The organism is Streptomyces sp. NBC_00443 (assembly GCF_036014175.1).
Classification (GTDB): domain Bacteria; phylum Actinomycetota; class Actinomycetes; order Streptomycetales; family Streptomycetaceae; genus Streptomyces.
In genome coordinates, this window is sequence record NZ_CP107917.1 from 670,298 (window position 1) to 694,997 (window position 24,700).

Annotated in this window: 22 protein-coding genes and 1 pseudogene; 13 read left to right on the forward strand and 10 right to left on the reverse strand. The window is 70.9% G+C overall.

All coding sequences use genetic code 11. The features are described from left to right. Positions 1–147: 147 nt before the first annotated feature. The 3 genes from OHO27_RS03040 to OHO27_RS03050 all read left to right on the forward strand — a co-directional run bounded on the left by OHO27_RS03040 (position 148) and on the right by OHO27_RS03050 (position 4,425). The gene (locus tag OHO27_RS03040) at positions 148–825 is read left to right on the forward strand and encodes a TetR family transcriptional regulator (RefSeq protein ID WP_328430333.1); all 678 of its coding nucleotides are present in this window, start codon (positions 148–150) and stop codon (positions 823–825) included. A 167-nt stretch (positions 826–992) separates the two neighbouring features. After that, on the forward strand, positions 993–1,406 hold the full coding sequence (locus OHO27_RS03045; RefSeq protein WP_328430334.1) for a Zn-ribbon domain-containing OB-fold protein: 414 nt from the start codon (positions 993–995) through the stop codon (positions 1,404–1,406). A gap of 238 nt (positions 1,407–1,644) precedes the next feature. Then, positions 1,645–4,425 carry an alpha/beta hydrolase family protein gene (locus OHO27_RS03050; protein ID WP_328420009.1) on the forward strand — a complete coding sequence of 927 codons (2,781 nt, stop codon included), beginning with the start codon at positions 1,645–1,647 and terminating at the stop codon, positions 4,423–4,425. 149 nt (positions 4,426–4,574) lie between these two features. Here OHO27_RS03050 and OHO27_RS03055 read toward each other — a convergent pair whose 3' ends face one another. Both OHO27_RS03055 and OHO27_RS03060 read right to left on the reverse strand, forming a co-directional pair. After that, a complete protein-coding gene (locus OHO27_RS03055) occupies positions 4,575–4,967 on the reverse strand; it encodes a PPOX class F420-dependent oxidoreductase (RefSeq protein ID WP_328420011.1) in 393 nt (130 codons plus the stop codon). Between the two features lie 74 nt (positions 4,968–5,041). Beyond that, on the reverse strand, positions 5,042–6,217 hold the full coding sequence (locus OHO27_RS03060; protein ID WP_328420013.1) for a MalY/PatB family protein: 1,176 nt from the start codon (positions 6,215–6,217) through the stop codon (positions 5,042–5,044). A gap of 168 nt (positions 6,218–6,385) precedes the next feature. Here OHO27_RS03060 and OHO27_RS03065 point away from each other — a divergent pair, with 168 nt between their 5' ends. Then, positions 6,386–7,741: a S1 family peptidase gene (locus tag OHO27_RS03065; RefSeq protein WP_328420014.1), complete on the forward strand. Its 1,356-nt coding sequence runs from the start codon at positions 6,386–6,388 to the stop codon at positions 7,739–7,741. 180 nt (positions 7,742–7,921) lie between these two features. On the opposite strand, the gene OHO27_RS03070 is transcribed toward OHO27_RS03065, so the two are convergent. Further along, a complete protein-coding gene (locus OHO27_RS03070) occupies positions 7,922–8,107 on the reverse strand; it encodes a hypothetical protein (RefSeq protein WP_328420015.1) in 186 nt (61 codons plus the stop codon). 100 nt (positions 8,108–8,207) lie between these two features. Further along, on the reverse strand, positions 8,208–9,368 hold the full coding sequence (locus OHO27_RS03075; RefSeq protein ID WP_328420016.1) for an ROK family transcriptional regulator: 1,161 nt from the start codon (positions 9,366–9,368) through the stop codon (positions 8,208–8,210). 189 nt (positions 9,369–9,557) lie between these two features. On the opposite strand from OHO27_RS03075, the gene OHO27_RS03080 reads away from it, so the two are divergent. The 4 genes from OHO27_RS03080 to OHO27_RS03095 are packed head-to-tail and all read left to right on the forward strand — an operon-like array spanning position 9,558 to position 14,036. Continuing rightward, positions 9,558–10,523 carry a carbohydrate ABC transporter permease gene (locus OHO27_RS03080; protein ID WP_328420017.1) on the forward strand — a complete coding sequence of 322 codons (966 nt, stop codon included), beginning with the start codon at positions 9,558–9,560 and terminating at the stop codon, positions 10,521–10,523. Positions 10,524–10,541: 18 nt separating this feature from the next. Further along, a complete protein-coding gene (locus tag OHO27_RS03085; RefSeq protein WP_328420018.1) occupies positions 10,542–11,459 on the forward strand; it encodes a carbohydrate ABC transporter permease in 918 nt (305 codons plus the stop codon). Between the two features lie 10 nt (positions 11,460–11,469). After that, positions 11,470–12,819 (forward strand): ABC transporter substrate-binding protein, encoded by a 1,350-nt coding sequence (locus OHO27_RS03090; protein WP_328420019.1) that lies wholly within the window; start codon positions 11,470–11,472, stop codon positions 12,817–12,819. A 14-nt stretch (positions 12,820–12,833) separates the two neighbouring features. Beyond that, positions 12,834–14,036: a Gfo/Idh/MocA family protein gene (locus OHO27_RS03095; RefSeq protein ID WP_328420020.1), complete on the forward strand. Its 1,203-nt coding sequence runs from the start codon at positions 12,834–12,836 to the stop codon at positions 14,034–14,036. A gap of 43 nt (positions 14,037–14,079) precedes the next feature. Here the strand turns inward: OHO27_RS03095 and OHO27_RS03100 are convergent, their stop codons facing one another. Continuing rightward, the gene (locus OHO27_RS03100; protein WP_328420023.1) at positions 14,080–14,781 is read right to left on the reverse strand and encodes a L,D-transpeptidase family protein; all 702 of its coding nucleotides are present in this window, start codon (positions 14,779–14,781) and stop codon (positions 14,080–14,082) included. Positions 14,782–14,941: 160 nt separating this feature from the next. Then, positions 14,942–15,738 (reverse strand): annotated as a pseudogene (locus OHO27_RS03105) (SDR family NAD(P)-dependent oxidoreductase). A gap of 50 nt (positions 15,739–15,788) precedes the next feature. Between OHO27_RS03105 and OHO27_RS03110 the strand changes: the two are divergent. Beyond that, positions 15,789–16,337 carry a hypothetical protein gene (locus OHO27_RS03110; protein ID WP_328420025.1) on the forward strand — a complete coding sequence of 183 codons (549 nt, stop codon included), beginning with the start codon at positions 15,789–15,791 and terminating at the stop codon, positions 16,335–16,337. A 4-nt stretch (positions 16,338–16,341) separates the two neighbouring features. Here the strand turns inward: OHO27_RS03110 and OHO27_RS03115 are convergent, their stop codons facing one another. The 3 genes from OHO27_RS03115 to OHO27_RS03125 form a co-directional block, all read right to left on the reverse strand. Next, positions 16,342–17,256, reverse strand: coding sequence for an SDR family oxidoreductase (locus tag OHO27_RS03115; protein WP_328420027.1), 915 nt, complete (start codon positions 17,254–17,256; stop codon positions 16,342–16,344). Between the two features lie 154 nt (positions 17,257–17,410). Continuing rightward, on the reverse strand, positions 17,411–18,040 hold the full coding sequence (locus OHO27_RS03120) for an MBL fold metallo-hydrolase (protein WP_328420029.1): 630 nt from the start codon (positions 18,038–18,040) through the stop codon (positions 17,411–17,413). After that, a complete protein-coding gene (locus OHO27_RS03125; RefSeq protein ID WP_328420031.1) occupies positions 18,040–19,128 on the reverse strand; it encodes an S-(hydroxymethyl)mycothiol dehydrogenase in 1,089 nt (362 codons plus the stop codon). The genes OHO27_RS03120 and OHO27_RS03125 overlap by 1 nt, the downstream gene beginning before the upstream one ends. A gap of 362 nt (positions 19,129–19,490) precedes the next feature. On the opposite strand from OHO27_RS03125, the gene OHO27_RS03130 reads away from it, so the two are divergent. After that, positions 19,491–19,697 (forward strand): hypothetical protein, encoded by a 207-nt coding sequence (locus tag OHO27_RS03130; RefSeq protein WP_328420033.1) that lies wholly within the window; start codon positions 19,491–19,493, stop codon positions 19,695–19,697. 28 nt (positions 19,698–19,725) lie between these two features. Beyond that, complete coding sequence (locus OHO27_RS03135) at positions 19,726–21,480, forward strand: ABC transporter ATP-binding protein (RefSeq protein WP_328420035.1); 1,755 nt, start codon at positions 19,726–19,728, stop codon at positions 21,478–21,480. Positions 21,481–21,549: 69 nt separating this feature from the next. Here OHO27_RS03135 and OHO27_RS03140 read toward each other — a convergent pair whose 3' ends face one another. Next, positions 21,550–22,395: a (2Fe-2S)-binding protein gene (locus tag OHO27_RS03140; RefSeq protein WP_328420037.1), complete on the reverse strand. Its 846-nt coding sequence runs from the start codon at positions 22,393–22,395 to the stop codon at positions 21,550–21,552. A 215-nt stretch (positions 22,396–22,610) separates the two neighbouring features. Here OHO27_RS03140 and OHO27_RS03145 point away from each other — a divergent pair, with 215 nt between their 5' ends. Both OHO27_RS03145 and OHO27_RS03150 read left to right on the forward strand, forming a co-directional pair. After that, positions 22,611–23,603 carry a FecCD family ABC transporter permease gene (locus OHO27_RS03145; protein ID WP_328430335.1) on the forward strand — a complete coding sequence of 331 codons (993 nt, stop codon included), beginning with the start codon at positions 22,611–22,613 and terminating at the stop codon, positions 23,601–23,603. Next, the gene (locus OHO27_RS03150) at positions 23,600–24,652 is read left to right on the forward strand and encodes a FecCD family ABC transporter permease (protein WP_328420039.1); all 1,053 of its coding nucleotides are present in this window, start codon (positions 23,600–23,602) and stop codon (positions 24,650–24,652) included. The genes OHO27_RS03145 and OHO27_RS03150 overlap by 4 nt, the downstream gene beginning before the upstream one ends. Positions 24,653–24,700: the final 48 nt, after the last annotated feature.

The window sequence follows — 24,700 nt, forward strand, 5'->3', positions numbered from 1 at the left end:
CCGCACCACTGCACTGAGTGCCATCAACCCAGCTCAGGTGCTACGTTCCCGTCCATGAGCTCCAGCAGCGCGGCATCCGGCCGTGGCGAGAAGGCCGAGAGGGCGGAGAAGGGCGAGAAGGCGGAGGCCGCGGCCGCCAAGCCCCCCATGCGGGACGCCCTCGTCGCGGCGGCCTTCCAGCTGTTCCTGGAGCGGGGCTACGAGCAGACGACCGTCGACGACATCGTGACGCTCGCGGGCGTCGGGCGACGGTCGTTCTTCCGCTACTTCCCCTCCAAGGAGGACGTGGTCTTCCCCGACCACGAGCGGTGCCTCGCCGACATGACGGCCTTCCTCGCGGCGAGCGGCGCGGAGCACGAGCCGGTGCGCCGGGTGTGCGACGCGGCCCGGCTGGTCCTGCGCATGTACGCGGAGAATCCCACCTTCTCGGTGCAGCGCTACCGCCTCACCAAGAGCGTGCCCGGGCTGCGGGCGTACGAGCTGTCCGTGGTGTGGCGCTACGAGCGGCAGCTGGCCGAGTATCTGCGCGAACGTTTCGCCGGCCGGCGCGACGGGACGCTCCAGGCCGACGTGATCGCCGCCGCTGTGGTCGCGGCCCACAACAACGCGCTGCGGTCCTGGCTGCGCTCCGCCGGCCAGGGCGACGCGAGCGCCGAGGTGGACCACGCCCTGGGATATGTGCAGTCGGCCTTCGGTACCGGCCCCGCCCCGCGCCCGGACGGTGCCGAACCGGCCGAGGACGTGGTGGTCGTGGTGTCCCGGCGCGGTGCGCCGCTGTGGCGGGTCGTTCAGGAGATCGAGGCGGCGCTCGGCCCGGGCACATGAACCGCGCGCTCGACCCGGTCACATAATTCAGGGTACGCAGTGCCTTTACGAGTGGCACTCAGTGCCATACGCTGAGGCCGTGCACGGTGGCACGGTGAACCGGGCACGAGCGTGCTCGGGTGACCCGCGCACGTGGGATTCCGGCCGAGCGCAGGGAGTTGACCAGCGTGTACCACCACTCAGGAAGCGTTGCTCGCCAGACGGCCGGTTCCGGGACCGGCGTACTCGACCCCGCGGCCCCCGACCGGGACGCCATCGTCTTCCAGCGCTGCACCTGGTGCGGTACCGCCATGTACCACCGGCTGCTGTGTCCGGTCTGCCAGGGCAGTGACCTGCGGACCGAGCGCAGCGAGGGGGTGGGGACCGTCCGGCACTCCACGGTGGTGCACCGCAACACCCCCGCGGCGCGCAATGTGTCGCTCATAGAGATGGCCGAGGGGTTCGTCGTGCGTGGCCGGGTCATCGGCCCGCCGATCGGCATTCACAGCGGGGACCGGGTGCGGTTGTCCACGGCGAAGGACCCGGTCCGCAGCGAGCCGGTGTTCCAGCTGATCGACGAGCCCTACCGCGCCTGGACCTGACCGCTCTCCCGGATCCGGCACACCGGGCCCGGCACGGGGGCCGGCGGTTCTCCTCGGCCTCCCCCGCCGCGCGTGCATTCCCTCGTTAGCGCGGTCATCTCCCGCTGTGCCCAACCTAGTTCGCCCCTGGAGCAAGCGCTCTTCTCTCCCCCCTCGCAGGCAACGCACAAGTACCACCTTCCGTCCTTCCCAGGTGAAGGGCCCGGGGCCGTCCCGGTGCGAACGGAAGGAGGGGCACGTGATTCGTGCCCGGCGAATATGGGTCACCGCCTTGGCGGTGCTCACGGTGGTGGGAGCGTCGCCAGGGTGGGCTCGGGCTCAACAGGCGTCCGAGGCAAGGCCGTCGGCGAACTCGACTGATGCCGCCAGTGGTGAGGGCCTGCCGGACGACTGGAGCATCACCGGTGACGGGCCCGCACGGAAGCTGGTGTGGCGGTCCGACGAGCGGGTGCCGATGGGTGACGCCCGCGTCGAGTTCTACGCCGGTGACCGGCTGCTCGGCCGTCCGGCACCGGCGAAGGACGGCCGTACGTTCCGCCTCGGCATCGACGGGGTCCGGCTGGACTCCGTGCAGGACCTCGAAGTACGGGCCGCGGGCCGCCGGTTGGACGCGCCCGACCCGGCCGCCGGCAATGCGCGCTCGGCGGTGACCGTCCCGCCGCGGCTGCCGGTGAACCAGATCGATCCCGGTAAACCGGGCGCGTACCGGACCGTAACGGGCGAGTACGACCTCGATCCGGTACGGCTTCCCGGATACGCCGAGCCGGTCGAGATGCGGGCCGTGGTGGTGGCGCCCGAGGGTGCCGACGGCCGCCGTCCGCTCGCCCTGTTCCTGCACGGCCGCCACTTCACCTGCTACGCGCCGCGGGGTGAGACCAGCGGCGACTGGCCCTGCGCCGCCGGCGCCAAGCCGGTGCCGAGCCACCGGGGCTATCTGCGCGACCAGCGGCTCCTGGCCTCCCAGGGCTATGTGACCGTGTCGATCTCCGCCAACGGCATCAACGGCCAGGACTGGAGCGCCGAGGACGGCGGCGCGCAGGCCCGTTCCTCGCTGGTACGGCAGCATCTCGCCCGCTGGGCCGACTGGTCCGCGCACCCGACCACGGCGCCCGCGGCCGTACGGCAGATGCCCAGGGCCGATCTGTCCCGTGTCCTGCTCGTCGGGCACTCGCGGGGCGGCGAGGGCGTCAACCGGGCTGCGATGGACAGCCTTTACCCGCCGCCCGCGAACCAGGACGGGTATCGCGGCCCGGTGCGCTGGCACATCCGCGGCACCGTGCTCATCGGCCCGACGGTCTTCGGCCAGAACCCGGTCGCGGACGTGCCGTCGATGACGATCCTGCCGGGCTGTGAAGGGGACGTCTCCGATCTGCAGGGCGAGGTGTACGTCGACGGCACCCGCGGGGTCAGCCGCGGTACCGCGCTGCACAGCGCGGTGTACATGATGGGCGCCAACCACAACTACTTCAACAGCGAGTGGACGCCGGGCCGGGCCGAGGCGCCCGCCGACGACGACTTCTGGAACGACGGGGAGCAGCTCGACCCGGTCTGCAGCCCCGGCACCCGCACCCGGCTGACCGCCGACCAGCAGCACAAGGCGGGCGCCACCTACATCGCCGCGGCGGCACGGCTGTTCGTCGCCAAGGACGACCGGGTCCGCCCGCTGCTCGACGGCTCGGGCCGCCGCGCACCCTCGGCCGGCCCCGTGCGCGTCCTCACCCATGCGGTGGGTGCGCGGCGCGGGCCGGGATTCCTGCCGGACGGCAAAGTCACGGTGGGCGGCGGTGGCGGCCGGCTGTGCTCGGCCGTGCATCCCACGTCGGCCACCGCGTGCCTGTCGTCGGAGACGGCCGGCGGCTCCCCGCACTTCACCCGGTGGGAGACCGACCGCGAGCCCGGCCGCCGCGCGGTCGCGCTGCGCTGGTCCGCGGCGGGGTCGGCCGTACGGGTACGTCCCGAGCGGCCGCTGTCCCTGACGGGTGCCAAGGCGTTGGCGCTGCGTGTGATCGTGCCGCCGAACACCACCGGTACGCAGCTGGACGTCTCGGTCACCGACAGCGCCGGCCGGCACCGGACCCTCGGCCGGGTCAAGGTCGACGGGCTGCCGGGGTCGGACCGGACGGCGTCGTACTGGGCGCGCGAGGTGCGGGTGCCGATCGGCGCCGATGACGCGGCGGCGCTCGACCTGCGGCACGTCAAGTCCCTGGAGCTGACGCCGCGTACGAGGTCCGGGCGGGCCTGGCTGATGGACGCCTGGGGTTGGCGGCCGGGCACGCCGGAAGTGCGGGAGGCTGCGTTGCCCCGGGTCGACGTCGGACGGCTGACCGTCAAGGAAGGGAACTCGGGCGAGCGGACGTACCGGGTGCCGGTGCAGGTGTCGGGACGCGGCAGCGGGCAGGTAAGGCTGTTCGTCGCCGACCCCGTCACGGGCAGGGCCACGGACCGGCTGGTGACGGTGCGGCCCGGTGCGCAGGACATCGACGTACCGGTGAAGATCCGGGGCAACACCCGCTACGGCTACGACCTCCCGCACAACGTCTTCGTCAAGGCGGTCCGCACCGCCGTGGTCGGTTCGCACCTGGGCGGGGTGACCGCGGAGAACGATGACGCGATGCCCGCGATCGGGGTGAAGCCGGTCGCGGACCGGGTGACCGAGGGGAAGCCGTTGAAGTGGCGGGTGACTCTGTCCGCAGCGGCTGACGTGGAGGTGGGCGGCGTGTTCCCCCTGGTGCCGGTCACCGACGGTGCGGTGCTGTCCACCAAGGACGTCGATCCCGAGTGGCTCCAGGCGACGTCCGGTGCCTCGCCGGATCCGGAGCGCCCGCTGTCCGAGGTGGACGACCTCAGTCTGTGGGTGTCCGTCCCGGCAGGCGCCACGAGCACGGAGCTGACGGTGCCGACGGTGAAGGACACGGTGACCGAGCAGGCCGAGTCGGTGCGCTTCCAGTTGGCCGACGACGAGGGCGAACCGGTGCCCGGGGCGCCGGTGGTGAAGGGCACGGTGGTGGACGCGTCCTGAGGCGTCGCACCTGACGCCTCTTGAGGCGACGGCGACGCAGCTCGCGGGCGGGCTTGCGAAAGCCCGCCCGCGAGGGCGCGTGAGGAGTCGGAAGGGGCCCGCCCGCCGACCCCAACCGCCGACCGCAGACCTGCCGGGACTACCCGCGATCAGCCGGCTGGCGTCAGCGTCAGGCGCATGCCGACCGTGCCGTTCACACCTCGGCGCAGTCGGCTGCCGAAGAGGGTGAGGCGGCCGGTGATGCCGTACTTGCGGGCGATGAGTCGGCGGTAGCGGGCGCTGGTGGCCTCGTCGCAGATCTCGGCGGTGGCGGGGACCTGGTCGCCGGTCGGCCTGCCGCGCAGGTCGCAGGGGCCGACGAGGACGTCGCTCCGGGCGCGGATGCGCTTGACCTTCCACGAGTCGGCCACCGTCCAGACGCCCAGGGCGTCTCCGTCGCGGACCACCCAGACCGGCGTGGCGACACCGGTGCCGTTCTTGCGGTAGCTGGTGATGAGCAGGTACTGGCCCGCGCCGAGCGTTTCGAGCGACGTATCGTCCATGGCCGGAAGTGTAGGCAGCGAGGGTACGGGCGGCGCAGGTGGGGACGCCGCGCGGGGCGCCCCCATCGTGCTGCTCAGCGCAGGGCCGCCACCATGCGGCGTACGCCCTCCGTGATCAGCTCTGGTGATGTCGCCAGGTTCAGCCGTACGTGACCCGCTCCGCCGGTGCCGAAGGGGATACCGGAGTTGAGCGCGACCCGGCCACGCCGCAGGAAGACGTCCGCCGGGTCGTCGCCGAGGCCGAGGGCGCGGCAGTCGAGCCAGGCGAGGTAGGTGGCCTCGCCCGGGCGGTGGGTGATCGCGGGGAGGTGCTCGGCCAGGAGGTCCACGAGCAGGCGCCGGTTGTCGTCGAGGCCGGCCAGCAGGGCGTCGAGCCAGTCGGTGCCGTCACGCAGGGCGGCGCTGTGGGCGATGATGCCGAGGTGGCTGGGGCCGTGGCTGACCTCTTCCGGCATCCGGGCCAGGTCGTCGGCGGCCGCGGGTCCGGCGATGCCGAGGGCCGCCTTGAGGCCGGGCAGGTTCCACGCCTTCGACGCCGACATCAGCGACAGCCCGTTCTCGGCGCCGGGGACGCGCAGATACGGCACGAAGTCGACGCCGCCTGCGGTGAGCGGGGCGTGGATCTCGTCGGCGACGACGCGCACGCCGTGACGGTCGGCGAGTGCGGCCACGGCGGCCAGTTCGTCGGCGGTGTGCACGGTGCCGGTCGGGTTGTGGGGGCTGCACAGCAGGAAGGCGGCGCGTCGGCCGTCCGTGGTCACCTGCCGGAAGGTCTCGTCGAGGGTGTCGAGGTCGATGCGCAGGTCGGCGCCGAGCGGGGCCTCGATCACCTGGCGGTCCATGTGCTCGACGAACATGTAGAACGGCGGATACACGGGTGAGTTCACCACGACCGGATCGCCCGGTCCGGTGACCAGTTTGAGCATTTCGACCACACCGAGCATCACGTCGGGCACGATCGCCGTTCGCTCCACGGCCGGCTCCCAGCCCCACCGCTTCTCCGCGAAACCGGCGAGCGCCTCGGCGTAGCCGGTGCCCGCGGGGTATCCGGTGTCGCCGAGCGCGAGGGCTTCGGTGAGCGCGCGCACGACGGGCTCGGCCAGTGGTACGTCCATCTCGGCCACCCACAGGGGCAGGACGTCCTCGGGGTAGGCGCGCCACTTCATGCTCGTACGAGATCGGAGGCGGTCGAGGGTCAGGGCGCGAAGCGGATTCGGTTCACCGGTCGTTTCGTGCGGGATCCTGGTCATGAGGCACAAGATAGGGGGATGTGCCGTGGCCGGGAACGATGAGGACGGACAAGAACGATCAGGCGTGCGGTGAACGCGCGCGTACCGGGCCACGTATGGAGTGAGGGTGCTCAACCACGGGAGGGCCCCGCGGCGTTGACGCCGCGCTGACTGGTTCGGGAGCCACGCATGAGGCACGCACGACGACGTCTCGTCCGGCGAGTGACACGGCTGGCGGCGGTCGGCGGACTCCTCCTCGGAGGAACGATGGTCACACGCGCCGTGGCGAGCGAACCTCCGGACGCCTCGGCCGTCCCGCGCACCTACGCCGCCTCGGCCGGCGACACCGGCAGCGAGCTGGTCTCGCGTCTGGGCACGTCCCGTACGGCGGGCAGCTGGCTCGGTGCCGACGGGAAGGCGGTCGTCGCGGTCACCGACGAGGGCGCCGCCGCCGAGGTGCGCAAGGCGGGCGCCGAGGCGAAGATGGTGGACCACAGCATGGACGAGATGAAGTCGGCGACGTCGACGCTGCGTTCGGCGCCCCGGGTGGCCGGTACGGCGTGGGTCATGGACTATCGCTCCAACGAGGTGGTCGTACGGGGCGACAGCACAGTCTCCGCGGCCGACTGGTCCCGGATGACGGACCTCGCAGCGGACATGGGCGGCTTCGTGCGCATGGAGCGCACCGAGGGCACGTTCACGACGCGCCTCAACGGCGCGCTGCCGCTGCTGTCGACCGCGGGGCGCTGTTCGGCCGGTTTCAACGTCACCGACGGGCAGCGCGACTTCATCCTCACCGCCGGGCACTGCGGTCCGAACGGTTCGGTGTGGTTCGCCGACAACCGGGGCCGGCAGCAGATCGGGCAGACGGTCCAGCAGAGCTTTCCCGGCGGCGACTTCTCGCTGGTCCAGTACGCGAACGGGGATGCCGGTGCCGGGGCCGACGTAGTGTCGATCGGCGAGGGCAAGGGGGTGCGGATCACCGGCGCGGCCGATCCGGCCGTCGGACAGAAGGTGTTCCGCAGTGGCAGCACGAGCGGGCTGCGTGATGGCGAGGTGACGGCGCTCAACGCCACGGTCAACTACCCCGAGGGCACGGTCACGGGGCTGATCGAGACGAACGTGTGCGCCGAACCCGGGGACAGCGGCGGTCCGATGTTCTCCGAGGGGGTCGCGCTGGGTGTGACGTCGGGTGGCAGCGGCGACTGCAACGCGGGCGGCACGACGTTCTTCCAGCCGGTGACCAAGGCGCTGGCCGCGCTCGACATGAAGCTCCTCGTGGCCGCGCAGAACGGCTCCGGTCAGGGCGCAGCGCCTGCCCCGTCGCAGGAGGCGGGTGCGCCCGGTGACGCGTCGCCCGGTTCGTCGGCGCCGGTGGCCGGCGAGGCCGTGACGCTGCTGTCCCGGCTCGCGGACCCGAAGAACGTCGGTCCCGGTCTGCTGGTCGTCGCGGGCAGTCTGGTCGCCCTGGCGGCGACCCGTTTCATCCGCGCCGAGCAGGACCGCAAGGCGTATCAGCGGTACTACTCGGCGACCTGGGGGTGAGGGTCCCGTCACCCGAGGGTGAGCGGAGCGGCCGCCACGGAGGTGACGGTGCTCACGGGAACGACGGCCGAGGTCAGTGCGAGAAGGGCACCCGTTGGATCAGGGGTGCCCGCGCGGGGTGTTCCGATGCGCGGTGGGACGGGTCGAGGAGGGTGCTCGGGCCTGCGCCGAGGCGAGTGTTCAGGCCGCCTTCACCGGCTGCAGGGCCTTGGCGGCCCACTCCAGGACGAGGCGCTGGTATTCCTCGCGCTGCTCGACGCTCAGTGTCCCGCCCGACCGGCGCCACAGCGCTCGGATCTCCTCGTTGACCTCGTCAGCCGATCGATCGGAGGCGATTTCAACAGTGGTGGACATGCTGTGAAGCATACGGCGCCAGAGGTGAAGGCCATGTGAGCAAGAATGCGCAATACGGACATACCGGACAGTGTTGCTGATCACGTCCATCTGACCCCGCAGATCGCGGAGTTCAGACGTCCGCCGCCCCCAGCACCAGCACCTGGATCGCCAGAACTGCGGCGCCACGGGCCCAGTCGTGAAAATCGGACACCTTGGTCTCGAGGTCGATCGACGCGGCCAGCGGATGCCGCTGGGCACGGATGGCCTCCGTCACGGTCTTGCCGGCGACGTCCATGAGGCCCACCCCTTCCCCGGCGAGAAGGATCTTCTGCGGCAGCACGAAGTTGGCGATCTGGGCGACCAGGGTGCCCAGGGCGCGGGCCGCCTCCTCGATGACCCGGGCGGGCATCGGCTCGCCCGCCGCGGCACTCTCCAGGATCTCCTCGTAGGTGCGATCGCGGCCGGTGGCGGCCCTGACCTGATAGCGGATGCTGGGGATGGTCAGCAGGGAGACGGCGCTGCCGCGCGCCCCCTCAGGGGTCAGCGGGCCGTTGGGATCGACGATCCAGTGGCGGCCGAAGCCGCGGTCCTCCTCGGCATAGGGCACCCGCCTGCCGCCGAGGACCAGCCCGTAGCCGATGCCGGCGCCGATGGTGAGGACGACGAAGCGGTCGAGGCCGCGGCCGGCGCCGAACCAGGTCTCCGCCTCGACGAGGGCGGCGACGTCGTTCTCCACGACGACCGGCAGCCCCGTGCGCTCCTCCACCAGTTCGGCGAGCGGCACGCCACGCCAGTCCAGGAACGGTGACTCCCCGACCACGGCCCGGTCCTCGACGAAGCCGCCCACGCCGATCCCGATACCGGCGAGCCGCGGACGGTCGCCGGCCAGCGCGTCGGTCATCTCCCCCAGCAGATCCACCACCGCGGCCGGTTCACGGGTGACCAAGGGGCGGTCGTAGCGGGCGACGATCTCGCTCCTGAGGGTGGTCAGGACGCCGTAGACCATGTCGTCGGTGATCTTGAAGCCGAGGAAGGCGAGGGATTCGGCGACGACGTCCAGCGGCTGGGACGGGCGCCCCTGACGCACCTCCGCCGGACCGCCCGCCTCGGGCACCTCGACGAGAAGGCCGGACTCGATGAGCGGCTTGGTCAGCCGGGTGAGGCTGCCCGCGGACAGGTCGAGCCGCCGGGCGAGCTCGGTGCGCGACAGGGGCCCGCCGACGAGCACCTCGATCGCCACCGAGCGTTCACCGGGACTGAGAGGGGGCCAGCTGGCGGCTACTGGGGTCATGGTCGTCAGGCTCCCACATGATCTTTTCGCTGATTTTGTCTCTTATTTTTTTCTCCGCGAAACCAACAAGACCATTCTAGACCGTCCGCCTGGCTTGAAGAAGTTGCTCGCGCACCCCTTGACGGCTGGATTCTTCCGCGACAAAAGTAAGTGGCGCCGAGGACGAGCCGCAGACGAGGGAGTCTCCTGATGACCATCGCCTCCAGCAGCCCACCTTCGCGTCTGCCGCTGGGTGGCGCCGAGGGAGCAGGGACCAAGTCGAGAACGCGGCGGGCGCGCTCCCGTGAGAACGAGGGGGACGGGCGGCTCGCCGCGGTGTTCATCGCTCCCGCGATGCTGGGTTTCCTGGCCTTCCTGCTCTGGCCGACGCTGCGCGGCATCTACCTGAGCTTCACCCGCTTCAACCTGCTCACGCCGGCGGAGTGGGTGGGCCTGGACAACTACGTGCGGATGGTCCACGACCCGATCTTCTGGGAATCGCTCGCGGTCACCGTCGAGTACGTGGTCATCAACATCGGCGTCCAGACGGTGTCGGCGCTGGCCATCGCCGTGCTGCTGCAGCGGCTGACCCAGTCGGCGGTGCTGCGCGGGATCGTGCTCACGCCGTATCTGATGTCGAACGTCGTCGCGGGCATCGTCTGGCTCTGGATGCTGGACACCCAGCTGGGCATCGGCAACGAGATCATCGCGGGGATCGGCGCCGACCGCATCCCGTTCCTGGCGGACGAGACCTGGGCGATCCCGACGATCGCCCTGATCAATGTGTGGCGCCACGTCGGGTACACCGCGCTGCTGCTGTTCGCCGGCCTGATGGCGATCCCCAACGACATGTACGAGGCCGCGAAGGTCGACGGCGCGAGCGAGTGGCGCATGTTCTGGCGGATCACGATGCCGCTGCTGCGGCCGGTCCTGGCGGTCGTTCTGATCATGACGGTGATCGGTTCGTTCCAGGTGTTCGACACGGTCGCCGTGACGACCGCGGGCGGACCGGCGAACGCCACGAACGTCCTGCAGTACTACATCTACGGCGCCGCCTTCGGCCGCTTCCAGTTCGGGTACGCCTCGGCGATGTCGGTTGCCCTGCTGGTCGTGCTGAGCGCGATCACCGTCCTGCAGTACCGGCTCACCCGGGCCGGCCAGAGCGACCTCGGCTGAGGGAAGGGAGACACCGACATGGCTGCCGTGGCAGACACCACGACCATACGGCGCGTCAGGCGCAGGCCCTCCTTCGGGCGGGCCGTGGCCTGGGCGGTGATGGCCGCCGTCGTGCTCATCACGCTGTTGCCGTTCTACTGGATCCTGCGCACCGCGCTGTCCTCGAACACCGCGCTCGCCGCCCACCCCGGCGATCTGCTGCCCGTGGATCCGACGACCGGAGGCTTCGAGCGGGCGCTCGGTCTGCAGTCGGCCGAGGAGGCGATCGCCCAGGGCGGTTCGGGCGGCGGGCTCAAGTTCTGGCGCTATCTGATCAATTCGGTGATCGTCTCGACCCTGATCACCGTCTGCCAGATCTTCTTCTCCGCCATGGCGGCGTACGCCTTCGCGCGGCTGCGCTGGCGCGGGCGGGAGAAGGTGTTCGGGCTGTTCCTGGCCGGGCTGATGGTGCCGGCGATCTTCACGCTGCTCCCCAACTTCGTGCTGATCAAGCAACTCGGCCTGGTGGACAACCTGTTGGGGGTGGCGCTGCCGACGATGTTCATGACGCCGTTCGCGGTGTTCTTCCTGCGGCAGTTCTTCATGAACGTGCCGCGGGAGGTGGAGGAGGCCGCCCTGCTGGACGGGGCCGGCAAGAGCCGGATCTTCTTCCGGGTGATGCTGCCGATGGCGGCCACGCCGATCCTCACGCTGGGGCTGCTGACGTACATCACCGCCTGGAACGACTACTTCTGGCCGTTGATGGTGTCCTACAGCGACAGCTCGCGCGTGCTCACCGTCGCGCTGGCCATCTTCCGGGCACAGACCCCGCAGACGGGCTACGACTGGTCCGGCCTGATGGCGGCCACGCTGATCGCCGCCCTTCCGATGCTCGTGCTGTTCGGCTGCTTCGCACGGCGCATCGTCAGCTCCATCAGCTTCACCGGCGTCAAGTAAGGGGACTGGGATGCGAGTTCGGATGCGTACGATCCTGGCCTTGACCGGGGCGATGGCGCTGTCCCTGGCCACCGGCTGCGCGCAGGGCGGCGCGGCCGGGTCGGGCGGGAACACGGTGACCTACTGGCTGTGGGACGCCAACCAGCTGCCCGCCTACCAGGCCTGTGCGAAGGGGTTCGAGAAGCAGAACCCGGGCCTGAACGTGAAGATCACACAGATGGGCTGGGCCGACTACTGGACCAAGCTCACCGCGAGCTTCATCGCGGGCACCGAGCCGGACGTCTTCACCGACCACATCCAGAAGTTCGGGCAGTTCGCCGACCTGAACGTGCTCGAACCGCTGGACGACCTGGGCATCGACGACTCGGCCTACCAGGCGGGACTGGCCGCCAACTGGAAGGGCCAGGACGGCCATCGCTACGGCGCGCCCAAGGACTGGGACACCGTCGCCCTCTTCTACAACGAGAAGATGGTCAAGGAGGCCGGGCTCACCGCCGACGGACTCGGCAGCCTCTCCTGGAACCCGAAGGACGGCGGCACCTTCGAGAAGGCCATCGCGCATCTGACCGTCGACAAGAACGGCAAGCGCGGTGACGAGGAGGGCTTCGACAAGAACAACGTCAAGGTGTACGGGATGGCGACGGGCGGCGCGGGCGACGCCGACGGGCAGACCACCTGGAGCCCGTTCGTCGCCTCGGCGGGCTGGCACTACACGGACCAGGCGCGCTGGGGCACCAAGTACCAGTACGACAGCAAGACCTTCCAGTCGGTGGTCGACTGGTACTTCGGCCTGGCGAAGAAGGGCTACCTGGCGCCCTTCACCGACTACACCGACGGCGCCAACCCGGCCAACGCCCAGGTCGCCTCCGGTAAGGCGGCGACCGCCCTGGACGGCGCCTGGATGATCTCCACCTACTACGGCACCAAGGGGCTCGACGTCGGCACCGCACCCACGCCGACCGGCCCGACCGGCAAGCGGGCCACCATGATGAACGGCCTCGCCGACTCCGTCACCAAGAACGCCCGCAACAAGGAGGGCGCAAAGAAGTGGGTGCGGTATCTCGCCTCGAACGAGTGCCAGAAGGCCGTCGGCGGCTACGGCATCGTCTTCCCCGCGACCCCTGACGGCACCGACGCGGCCGTGGCCGCGTACGGCAAGAAGGGCATCGACGTGTCCGCGTTCACCGAACCGGTCACCGACAGGAAGAACTCCACCACGTTCTCCTTCCCGATCACCGACCACGCGGCGGACGTGTACTCCCTGATGCGCCCCGCCATGCAGGACGTCTACGCCAACGACGCCCCGGCGAGCGGCCTGACCAGGACCAACGACCAGATCAACCTCATCCTCGGCCAGTGAAAGGCACACACTCCATGACGTTCTCCCTCGGCATCGTCGGCGCCGGCCAGTTCTCCGGCCAGTTCGCCACGCTGTTCCAGGCCCACCCCGGTGTCAGCGACGTGTACGTCACCGATCTGCTGCCCGAGCGAGCCGAGCAGCTCGCCGACGCACAGGGACTGGCCGGCACCTTCCCCTCGTACGAGGCGATGCTGGAGTCGGCGGCCGTCGACGCGGTCGCCATCTTCACCCAGCGCTGGACCCACGGGCCGCTGGTGCTCCAGGGCCTGAACGCCGGCAAGCACGTCTACTCCGCGGTCCCCATGGCGATCACCACGGAGGAGATCGCGGCGATCATCGACGCGGTCAAGGCGACCGGCCTGACCTACATGATGGGCGAGACCAGCGAGTACAACCCGGCAACCGTGCACGCACGCAACCAGATCGCGGAGGGCGCCTTCGGGCGGCTCTTCTACGCCGAGGGCGACTACGTCCACGACATGGACCTGGGGTTCTACGAGGCGTACCAGTACAGCGGCGGCGAGAACTGGAAGGCGACCGCCAGCTATCCCCCGCTGCTGTACCCGACGCACGCGGTGGGCGGTGTGCTGGGGGCCTGGCAGACGCACGCGGTGAGCGTGTCGGCGATCGGGGTCGTGGACGACCGGGGTGACGGGGTCTTCGACAAGAACGTCAGCCAGTTCGGCAACGACGTGTCCAACGCGACCGCGCTGTTCGAGGTCGCGGGCGGTGGCTCGTTCCGTACGAACGAGTTCCGTCGGGTCGGCTACCCGTCGCACATACGGGAGTCGCGGTTCCGGTTCTTCGGCACCGAGGCGAGCATGGAGCAGCTCGCCACCGTGGCCTTCTGGCAGGACAAAAAGGGCGTCAAGGACATCAGTGAGCTGCTGGAGCCCAAGCCCACCATGTCCCCCGACGACCCGTCGCTCCGGCACATCGCGCCGGAGCTGCGGGCGGCCTTCACCTCGGGGTCGGCGCCGGTGCACGACCGCGCCCGGCTGCCGCGGTCCTTCGACAACCTGCACAACGGCCACGAGGGCAGCCACCATTTCCTGGTGGACGACTTCGTGACCGCCGTCAACTCCCGCACGCTGCCGTCCGTGAACGCGTGGGTGGCCGCCCGCTACACCCTGCCGGGCATCGTGGCGCACGAGTCTGCTCGGCAGGGCGGGGCCAGGCTGGAGATCCCGGACTTCGGGGACGCGCCCGAGGCGTGACGTTTCTCCGACCTCGACTCGCGAGCCGGGTGCCTGCCCTGACTCAGGTGCCCGGCTTGCGGCCGTACACGTAGACGTCATCGCCGTTCTTCAGCAGCGACCAGTACTTCTTCGCGTCGGTCTTGGTCATGTTGACGCAGCCGTGCGAGCCGGGCGGGTTCCACATGCTGACGCCGACCGAGTGGAAGGCCTGGCCGCCGTCGAAGAACTGGGAGTACGGCATCGGCACGTCGTAGATGGTCGACACGTGGTCGATGTTCCGCCAGTAGATCTTCTTCAGGCCGGTGCGCGTCTCGTAGCCGTTCCGGCCGGTGCGGACCGGCACCGGGCCGTACACGAGCTTCTTCCCGTCCTGGATCCAGCTCAGCTGGAGCGTGAGGTTCACGCAGGCGATGCGGCCCTTGTTGACGGGGCACTTGCCGTCCTTGTTGGGGTTCTTGCCGACGGCCTTCTGCTTGTTCATCAGGTCCATCACACCCCACGTGACAGGACCCGCGTAGCCGGCGTTCGGGGTGATGCCGTGCTTGGTCTGGAAGGCCTGGATGGCCTTGCAGTCGGCGCTGGACTGCTTGCCGTCGACCGGTCGGCCGAGGAACTTCTCCACCTTCTTCTGATACGGGCCGGCCTGCGTCGTGCAGCTCGGAGCTGCCTGCGCCGGTGCGGCGGCGAGCGTCATCGCGAGCGGTGCGACCAGTCCTGTGGTGATACCGAGTGCGACGGCACGCCGTCTGCGTATGTCCCCCATGGCCGGGCCTCTCCCTTGGGTGTTCCTGTGGACTTCTGCCAGGTAGACCGCTGTAAGAGGGCTTCGGTTGTGGCGCGCGCCCGGCTGTGACCGAACGGTGAAATTTCGCCAGGCCTGAATGTGACCCATGTGTCCTGGCTCACTCGGTGAGCGAGAAGTTTCAGGCGTCGCCCGGGCGGCGCACCGCTGCCCGGAACCCGGTGTTCACCGCGGTGAGGCCGCCGTCGACGGTGAGGGTGGCACCGGTGATCCAGGCGGCGTCGCGGGACGCCAGGAAGGCGACCGCGGCTGCGATGTCCTCGGGCTCACCGACCCGGCCCAGCGGGTACAGCGGGCGGATCGCGTCGAGCTCCGCCTCCCGTCCCTCCCACGCCGAGGTCCGCACCGTGCCCGGCGTCACCAGGTTGACGCGGACCGAGCGGGCGGCGGCGTGCCCGGCGAGGGTGCGGGTGAGGAGCCGAGTCCGGCCTTGGCGGCGCTGTAGGCGTGGTTGCCGAAGTCCTGCAGACCGTTGACGGAGCCGATGTTCACGATGGCTCCGCGGCCGGTGGCGGCCAGGTGCGGGAGTGCGGCACGGCAGCAGCGGTACGTGCCGGTCAGGGTGACGTCGAGGTCGCGGGCCCACGCCTCGTCCGGACCGTCCTCGAAGAGCGCGGTGTCGGGTGAGCAGGAGGCCGCGCTGTTGACCAGGACGTCGAGCGAGCCGAAGGCGTCGACGGCGAGGGCGACGGCCGCCTCGACGGACGCGAGGTCGGCGACGTCGCATGCCGACGCCTCCACCGCGAGCCCCTGTCCCCGCAGCCTCACCGCGGTCTGCTCGGCCTCGGGCCCGTCCACGTCCGTCACGAGCACGCGGGCCCCCTCCTCAGCCAGCCGGCGGGCGGTCGCCGCGCCGATACCGCGGGCCGCGCCGGTGATCAGGACCGTATGACCTGCGAAGCGCGTTGTGTCCGTCATGGACCGAACCGTAGTGCCGGAAGGATCATCCGGGCAGATAGCGTGCGTCCATGTCCGTGTTCATGCAACAACTCCCCGCGCTCATAGGCGTCGTGATCGGCGCGCTCGGTTCGTACATGGCGGTCGTGCGGGGAGACCGGATGAGGTTCCGGCGGGAGCAGACGGCACGTTGGGAGGAGCGGCGGCTCACGGTGTACGCCGAGTACGCGCAGTCGGTGAAGAAGACGGTCACGGTGACGTACCGGGTCGCGGCGCGGGCGGGTGTCGATCCGTGCCCGGATCCCCTGAGCCTGGAGGAGGCCCAGCCGCTGCTGGCCGAGGCGAGCCTGCGCCGGGACCCCTCGGGTGAGGCGCTGATCATGCTGGGCAGCCGCGAGGTGGTGGAGAAGGCGCGGGTCTGGGTCGTGGCGGCGATGGAGATGGAACGGTTCGTGCGGGAGGGCCGGGATGACCGTGCGGCCTGGCAGGCGCTGCTGGAGCGGCAGCGCGCCGGCCGCGAGGGCTACTACGCGGCCGTACGCGACGATCTGGGCCTGCCGCCGGGCCACTCGGCGCGATGGCCGCTCCCGGCCATGAACCCGCTGCCCCCTCAGCGGTAGCCGGTCAGCGGTAGCCGGTCGTGTCCGCCGGCTTGCCCGCGTCCTGGACCTCCACGAGGTACCGCCAGGCGTCGGGCCGGCTGCCGTCGAGGTCCGTGAAGCCGTAGACCGGCGCGAGCTGCCCGCTGGAGAGGGACTCGCCGTTCCAGCGGGCCACGTCGGGGTCGGCGGCCAGGGCGGCGACTGCGCGGCCCACGTAGCGCGGGGTCTCGGAGATGGCGAAATGCGGGACGCGTTCGAGGGCGTCGCGCCAGTTGTCCTCGCGCACCTCGAACGCGTCGAGCATCATCTCCGAGCGCAGCCAGCCCGGGGTGAGTGCGACCGCGGTGGCGCCGCGCGGTCCGAGTTCATGGCCGAGGGAGAAGGCCATGCGCAGGACGGATGCCTTGGCGAGGTCGTAGAAGAAGGAGTTCCGGTAGTTGTCGCCGTTGTACTCGGCCGTGCCGTCGGTCATCTCGACAACCAGTCCGCCGGGGTGGCGCAGGAGCAGGGGCAGGGCGTGGTGACTGGTGATCGCGTGCGTCTCGACCCCGAGCCGGAGCAGCCGGAGGCCCTTGTCGAGGTCGTGCTCCCAGACGGGGCTGTCCCAGGCGAAGAGCCTCTCGCCGCCCCAGACGTCGTTGACGAGGACGTCGAGGCGGCCCTGTTCGTCCGCGATGCGGTCCACGAGGACGCGGACCTGGGCGGGGTCGAGGTGATCGGTGGGTACGGCCACGCCGTGCCCGCCCGCTTCGGTGACGAGGTCCGCGGTGTCCTCGATCGTCTCGGGGCGGTCGTACTCGGAGCGCCGGGTGCGCGTGCTGCGTCCCGTCACGTAGACGGTCGCGCCGGCCGCCCCGAGCTCCACGGCGATGCCGCGTCCGGCGCCCCGTGTCGCGCCTGCGACGAGTGCGACCTTGTCCTTCAACGGCTGTGACATGTCCGGCCTCCCGACCCTGTGCGCCCGGCCCTCTGCGAGCGATGTCGTCTTCGAGGGTGCCGGGTAAGCCGGACATCTTCTGTCGTCTTTTGCTGGTCTTGCTCCGGTCCTGCCGTGGGGTCACCCGGCCGGGCGCAGGCGCGCGCCCGGTGCGTCAGTGGCCGCGGTCGATCCACTCCTGCAGCTGGGGTGCCTCCGCGCCGATGGTGGTCGCGTCGCCGTGGCCGGTGAGGACCTTGGTCTCGGGCGGGAGGGCGAGCAGGCGGGTGCGGATCGAGTCGATGATCGTCGGGAAGTGGGAGTAGGAACGGCCGGTGGCGCCGGGGCCGCCCTGGAAGAGGGTGTCGCCGGTGAAGACGGCGCCCAGTCCGGCGTCGTACAGGCATACGGCGCCCGGCGCGTGCCCCGGGGTGTGCAGGACCGTCAGGTCGACGCCCGGGCCCTCGATGATCTGCCCGTCCACGAGGTGGGCGTCGGGGTCGCGGTCCGGGTGGGTCTGCTTCCACAGCGGCAGGTCGTCGGGGTGGAGCCAGATCGTGGCGCCGGTGCGGTCGGCGAGGGCGGGCGCGGCGTCGATGTGGTCATTGTGGGCGTGGGTGCACACGATCGCGGTGAGGCGGCGGCCGCCGACGGCCTTGACGATGGCGTCGGCGTCGTGGGCGGCGTCGATGACGATCACCTCGTGGTCGTCACCGACGAGCCACACGTTGTTGTCGACGTCCCAGCTGCCGCCGTCGAGCCTGAACTGGCCGGAGGTGACGAGGCGTTCGATGCGGGCGGTCATCAGAGCATCACCACCGAGCGCAGGACGTCGCCGTGGTGCATCCGCTCGAACGCTTTCTCCACCTCGTCGAGCTGGAGGGTCTCGGTGACGAACGCGTCCAGGTCCAGACGGCCCTGGAGGTGCAGGTCGATCAGCATCGGGAAGTCGCGGGAGGGCAGGCAGTCGCCGTACCAGGACGACTTCAGCGCGCCGCCGCGTCCGAAGACGTCCAGCAGCGGCAGCTCCAGCTTCATCTCCGGGGTGGGCACGCCGACGAGGACGACCGTGCCGGCGAGGTCGCGGGCGTAGAAGGCCTGCTGGTACGTCTCCGGACGGCCGACCGCCTCGATGACGACGTCGGCGCCGAACCCACCGGTCAGCTCACGGATCGCCTCCACCGGGTCGGTCTCGCGCGAGTTGACGGTGTGGGTGGCGCCGATCGTGCGGGCCTTGTCGAGCTTGCGGTCGTCGATGTCCACGGCGATGATCTTCGCCGCGCCCGCCAGGTTCGACCCGGCGATCGCGGCGTCCCCGACGCCGCCGCACCCGATCACGGCGACGGTGTCGCCCCGCCCGACGTTGCCGGTGTTGATCGCGGCGCCGATGCCCGCCATTACCCCGCAGCCCAGCAGCCCGGCCACCTGCGGGGTGACCGCCGGGTCGACCTTGGTGCACTGTCCCGAGGCGACCAGGGTCTTCTCGGCGAAGGCTCCGATGCCCAGCGCCGGGGAGAGTTCGCGGCCGTCCGAGGCGAGGGTCATCTTCCGGGTCGCGTTGTGGGTGGCGAAGCAGTACCACGGCCGGCCGCGCAGACAGGCCCGGCACTGCCCGCACACCGCACGCCAGTTGAGGATCACGAAGTCGCCGGGCGCGACGTCCGTGACGCCCTCGCCGACCGACTCCACGACGCCGGCCGCCTCGTGGCCCAGCAGGAAGGGGAAGTCGTCGCTGATGCCGCCCTGTTTGTAGTGCAGGTCGGTGTGACAGACCCCGCAGGCCTGGACCTGTACGACGGCTTCTCCCGGCCCCGGGTCCGGCACGACGATCGTCTCCACGCGCACGGCCTCGTCCTTGCCCGGTGCGATCACGCCGCGTACTTCCTGCGCCATGTGCTCCACCCTTCCCTCGGCGGGTCTTCGTCCACTGCCGACCCTAGTTGTGACTGATCGGTAAGGGGGTGCGACAGACGTCATCCGGCCAGGTCAGTCAGATCGGGATGGCTACCGTCCACTCCGTATCAACGACGGCAACTGTCACGCCCTGCCCCTGTGGCTCTGACCAGACTTTGTTGAATTCAACTATGGCCGATCGCGCCAGCCCCTACCGCGGACCGGCCCCACGCTGGAGGATCAAGCATCCCGAGCCGCCTCACCCCCTCACTCAAAGGGCCTGCCGCCGCTGCTCAAACCCCCTCCTCTCCGACTCCACCGCCGAGCCGGTCGGGGCCGAGGCAGCGACGCCGGAGTTATGGGTGCGGGCGATCCGCGCGCCGGTCCGTTTCGCGGACGCGGTCGGCCGGCTGCACCGCGACGGTGTGACGGTCTGCGTCGAGCTCGGGCCGGGCGACGTCCTGACCGGCATGCTGGACGGCTGTCTGCCCGTGGGTGCGCAGCGGCCCCTGGCGGTCGCGGTGACACGGAACTGGCAGGCTGCGCGGGCGGGTGCCGACGTAGCCTGAAGGCTCCGTACGACTCCCAAGGAGCCCCGTGAGCATCGCAGCGACCGAATCAGCCCCGCCCACCTGGCGGCTGCTCCTGGGCTATGTGCGCCCGCACCGGTGGACCCTGCTGGTGGGTGCCGTGCTCTCACTGGTCACCGGGGCCACGGGGCTGCTCCTGCCGCTGGTGGCACGGGGGTTGATCGACGACCTGTCCCACGACCGGGCCATCACCGGGGCGTTGGTGATCATGTCCGGGCTGGTCGTGGCCAACGCGGCGGTGGGCGCGCTCGGTTCGTTCGTACTGCAGCGCACCGCCGAGTCGGTGGTGCTCGGGGCGCGACGCACCCTGTCGTCGTATCTGCTCAGGCTGCGCATCACCGCAGTGGACCGCAGTGAGCCGGGTGATCTGATGGCCCGCATCACCTCGGACACGACACTGCTGCGCGAGGTCACGACCGACTCGCTCGTGGGCTTCGGCACCGGGGGGCTCACCCTGGTGGCGACGGTGGCGATGATGGGTGTGGTGGAACCGGTGCTGCTGCTGGTCACCCTCGCTGTGATCCTCGGCGCGGGCACGATCCTCGGCGTGATCGTGCCGCGCATCAACCGGGCCAGCCGGCAGGCGCAGGACGCCGTCGGGGTGATGGGGGCCTCGCTGGAGCGGATCCTGGGCGCGCTGCGCACGGTGAAGGCGTCCGGCGCCGAGCACCGGGAGGAGCGGACGCTGCACGAGGCCGCCGAGGAGTCGTGGCGGCAGAGCGTGCGGGCCGCCAAGTGGTCGGCAGCGGCGGGCAACACGGCCGGACTCGCGATGCAGATAGCGTTCATCACGGTGCTCGCGGTGGGCGGGGCGCGGGTGGCGACCGGGGCGATCGACGTGGGCACGCTGGTCGCGTTCCTGCTGTACGTCTTCTATCTGATGTCGCCGATCCAGCAGGTCGTCGGCGCGATCACGCAGTACCAGACCGGCGCGGCGGCGCTCGCCAGGATCCAGGAGGCACTGCAACTGCCCGCCGAACCGGCCACCGCGCCCGCCCCGTTGCCCTCGGCCGGGGCGGAACCCGCCGCGCTTGCCTTCGACGACGTCCGGTTCCGGTACGCCGACGATCTGCCGTACGTCCACCACGGGGTGACGTTCGCCGTGCCCGGGCAGGGCATGACCGCCTTCGTCGGACCGTCGGGTGCGGGCAAGACCACCGTGTTCTCCCTCATAGAGCGGTTCTACGACCCCGAGTCCGGGACCATCACACTCGACGGGCGGGACCTGGCGGACTGGGAGCTGTCACAACTGCGGTCGGCGATCGGCTATGTGGAGCAGGACGCCCCGGTCCTGTCGGGTTCGCTGCGCGACAACCTGCTGCTGGGCAATCCCGACGCGGACGACACCGCCGTCACCCGCGTGTTGAAGACGACCCGTCTCGACGGCCTGGTCGCCCGGCTGCCCGGCGGCGTCGACACGCTCGTCGGTCACCGGGGCACCAAGCTGTCCGGCGGCGAACGCCAGCGTGTCGCCATCGCCCGCGCCCTGCTGCGCCGACCCCGGCTGCTGCTCCTGGACGAGGCGACCTCGCAGCTGGACGCGGTGAACGAGGCGGCGCTGCGCGACACGGTCGCCGATGTGGCCCGTACGACGACGGTTCTGGTCGTCGCACATCGCCTGTCGACGGTGACGATGGCCGACCGGATCGTTGTGATGGACGGGGGCCGGGTGCGCGCGGTGGGCACGCATCGCGAACTCGTGGCGGCCGACCCGCTCTACGCGGAGCTGGCGGCGACGCAGTTCCTGGCGACGGCGGAGTGACGGCAGCCGACCGGCCTCAGTCTGTCGGCACCGAGTGACGGCGCCCGGGCGGCGCCGTGCCCGGCCGGTTCAGCCCTGGAGCCTGCGCAGCCGCTCCGCGTCACAGGTGCGGGGGCAGGTGGCGCACGCCTCGGCCGGGCGGATCGTGTAGTACATGCAGCACCCGGTGCGGGTGCGCGTCGGGTGCCGGCGGCCGTCGTCGGTCGTCAGGTGACGGAAGCCGGCGCCGTCGGGATACGGGGTCACCGCGGTCGGCAGCAGCCGGGTGGCCGCCTCGACGGCGTCGTCCTCGCGGCCGAGTGTGCGGCCCAGGTACCAGATGCCCGAGACCAGGTCATCGGCGACCATGCCCCACAGGGCGCGTGAGCGGCGGCGCGTGACGGGGCCTATCGCGTCCAGGAGCGGCCCCATGTGATCGGCGACGGCAGCGCGCAACTCGGCGCGCAGGGCCTCCTCATGAGGAACCGTCAGCACGCCCGGCAACAGGGCCGCCCGGTCGTCGGCCAGGCAGGCGAGGTCGCTCCCCGGTGTGAGGGTGAACTCGGCCGGGCCGAGATCCAGGCGCAGGTCCTCGGGCCGGATCCGCGGCACGCGGCGTTCCAGGTACCAGACGCCGCTCATGAGGAGTGAGACCGACCAGGCGTAGTCGTGCAAGGCGCGCGAGGCTGCGACGTCGCGACGCGGAACTGTCCCGTAGCGATCGTGAATCCGGGCCGCCTCCGCCGCGATGAAGGCGTCGAGCACGGCCTCGTCCTTCGCCAGCTCCGCCGCCGACACTCCCGCTCCGGCCTCGTCACCACCGGGCTCGGCGATCCGTACGGAGAGGACGTCGCAGAGATCGTTCAGCCGTGCATAGGCGTCACGGAGCGTACGCGCGACGGCGCCGGCCGGCGGGGTCGTCAGGGCCACGGACATCGGCGCTCCTGTGCGGGTTTCAGCGAAAGCCGGGTGGGTAAGGCTTACCTTACACTCATGATCAAGCGGAAAATGCCAGGTGGGGTCTCCGCGGTTCACGACGACTGATCACCTATCGCGACCATCACAGTGATCACATAGCAGTTGAAATATAAAGCAAGGCTAACCTAAGCTCACGGTTTGTGACTGCGACCCAACAGGGCGCACCCGCCGGTGTGCCCTTCCGTGCCCTCAGGCACGTACCCCTCTTCCTCACCGACCTCGCCGCTCTGGTGCTCTGCGCCGCCCTCAGCCTTGCCCTCGGGGCCCGCTCCGTGCCCCTGGGCACGGTGGCCGACGCTCTGCTCGGGAACGTTCACGGACGCGAGGCCCTGGTGGTGACCGGGCTGCGCCTGCCGCGGACCGTCATCGGGCTCGCGGTCGGCGCCGCGCTCGGGGTGGCCGGGGCCGTCGCCCAGGGCATCACCCGCAATCCGCTCGCCTCGCCGACCACCCTCGGCATCAACGCGGGCGCCGGTTTCGCGGTCGTCGTCGCCATCTTCGCGCTGAGACTCAACAGCCCTGCGCAGTATGTGTGGTTCGCGTTCGCCGGTGCGGCCGGGGCCGCCCTGTTCGCCCAGGTGCTGGCCCGCCGGGCCGGGGACATCGATCCCGTACGGCTGGCACTGGGCGGCACCGTGCTCCAACTCGTGCTGCTGTCCTGGACGTCGGCGGTGATGCTGATGAACCAGCGCACGCTGGACGAGGCCCGTTTCTGGCTGGCCGGGTCGCTCTCCGGGCGCTCCCTGGACGTTCTGTGGCCGGTCCTGCCGACGCTGCTGCTCGGCCTGGTCGTCGCGCTGGCCGTCTCCCCCGCCCTCAACGCCCTTGCCCTGGGCGACGATTCGGCCCAGGCGATCGGGGTGCCGGTGTCCCGGATCCGGCTGGCCGGCGGGATCGCGGTCGTCCTGCTCGCCGGGTCGGCGGTGGCGGTGGCCGGTCCGATCGCCTTCACCGGCCTCGCCGCGCCTCATCTCGTACGGCCCCAGCTGGGCGGCGACCACCGGCTGCTGGTCCCCGGCTGTCTGATCGCGGGTCCGCTGCTGCTGCTCACGGCGGATGTGCTCGGCCGGATGGTGATCCGTCCCTCTGAGCTGGAGGTCGGCATCGTGACCGCGTTCCTCGGCGCGCCCTTGCTGGCGCTGCTGGCCCGGAAGGTGGCCCGATGAGCGTCACGGTCCTCTCCACGGTACGCGCGAAGTCCACGTCCCGTGCCCGGCTCCGGCGCCGCGTCCTGCTGTTCGCGGTGACCGCCCTGGCCCTGCTGTGCGTGCTGCTCACCGTGTCCCTGACGACGGGTGAGATGCCGATGCGCGCGGGCACGGCACTGCGCGCGCTGCTGGGGCTCGGGGATCCCGGGGACGTGCTGGTGGTGCAGCAGCTCCGGGCGCCTCGGTCCCTCGCGGCGATCGTCGCCGGTGCCGGGCTCGGCGCCGCCGGATGCATGCTGCAGCGGCTGTTCCGCAACCCGCTGGCCTCTCCCGACGTCATGGGCGTGACCGGCGGGGCCTCGCTGGGCGCGGTCGCGCTGATCGCGGCCGGAGCCTCGCAGGCACTGATCCCCGTGGGGGCGCTGGCCGGCGGGCTGCTCGCGGCCCTGCTGCTGGGGGTGTTCGCCTGGGGCTCGGGCCTCGCGGTCACCCGGCTCGTGCTGACCGGGCTCGCCGTGCAGGCGGGGCTCGCGGCCGCCGTGAACCTGATGATCGTGCGCTTCCCGGCCGAGCTCGCCGGGTCGGCGCTGCAGTGGACCACCGGTTCGGTGTACGGGCGGACCTGGACGGAGGTGTGGGGAGCGGGCGGCGCCATGGTGCTCGCGCTCGCCGCCGCTCTGGTCATGCACCGCCGACTGGCCGTGCTCGACCTCGGGGACGACTCGGCGGGCGCGCTCGGCCTCGACACGTCCCGGGCACGCCTCCAACTCCTCGTCGTCGCTGTCACGTTGGCGTCGCTGGCCGCCGCGCTCGCCGGTCCCGTGACCTTCGTGGCACTCGCGGTGCCGCACATCGTGCGGTTCGTCACCGGCCCGCCGACCGGCGCCTCCCTGGCGCTGGCCGGGCTCACCGGGGCGGTGCTGCTGCTCGCCTCCGACCTGGTGGTGCAGCACCTCCTGCCGATCGAGGGGCTGCCGGTCGGAGCGGTCACCGCCACGCTCGGCGCGCCCTGGCTACTGGTGCTGATGCTGCGTCAGAGCACGCCCGTCCGCAGGAGCCACGGGTGACCTGCGTACGCCAGGAATCCCCACCGGACCTCCGCCCGCCCCTGCGCG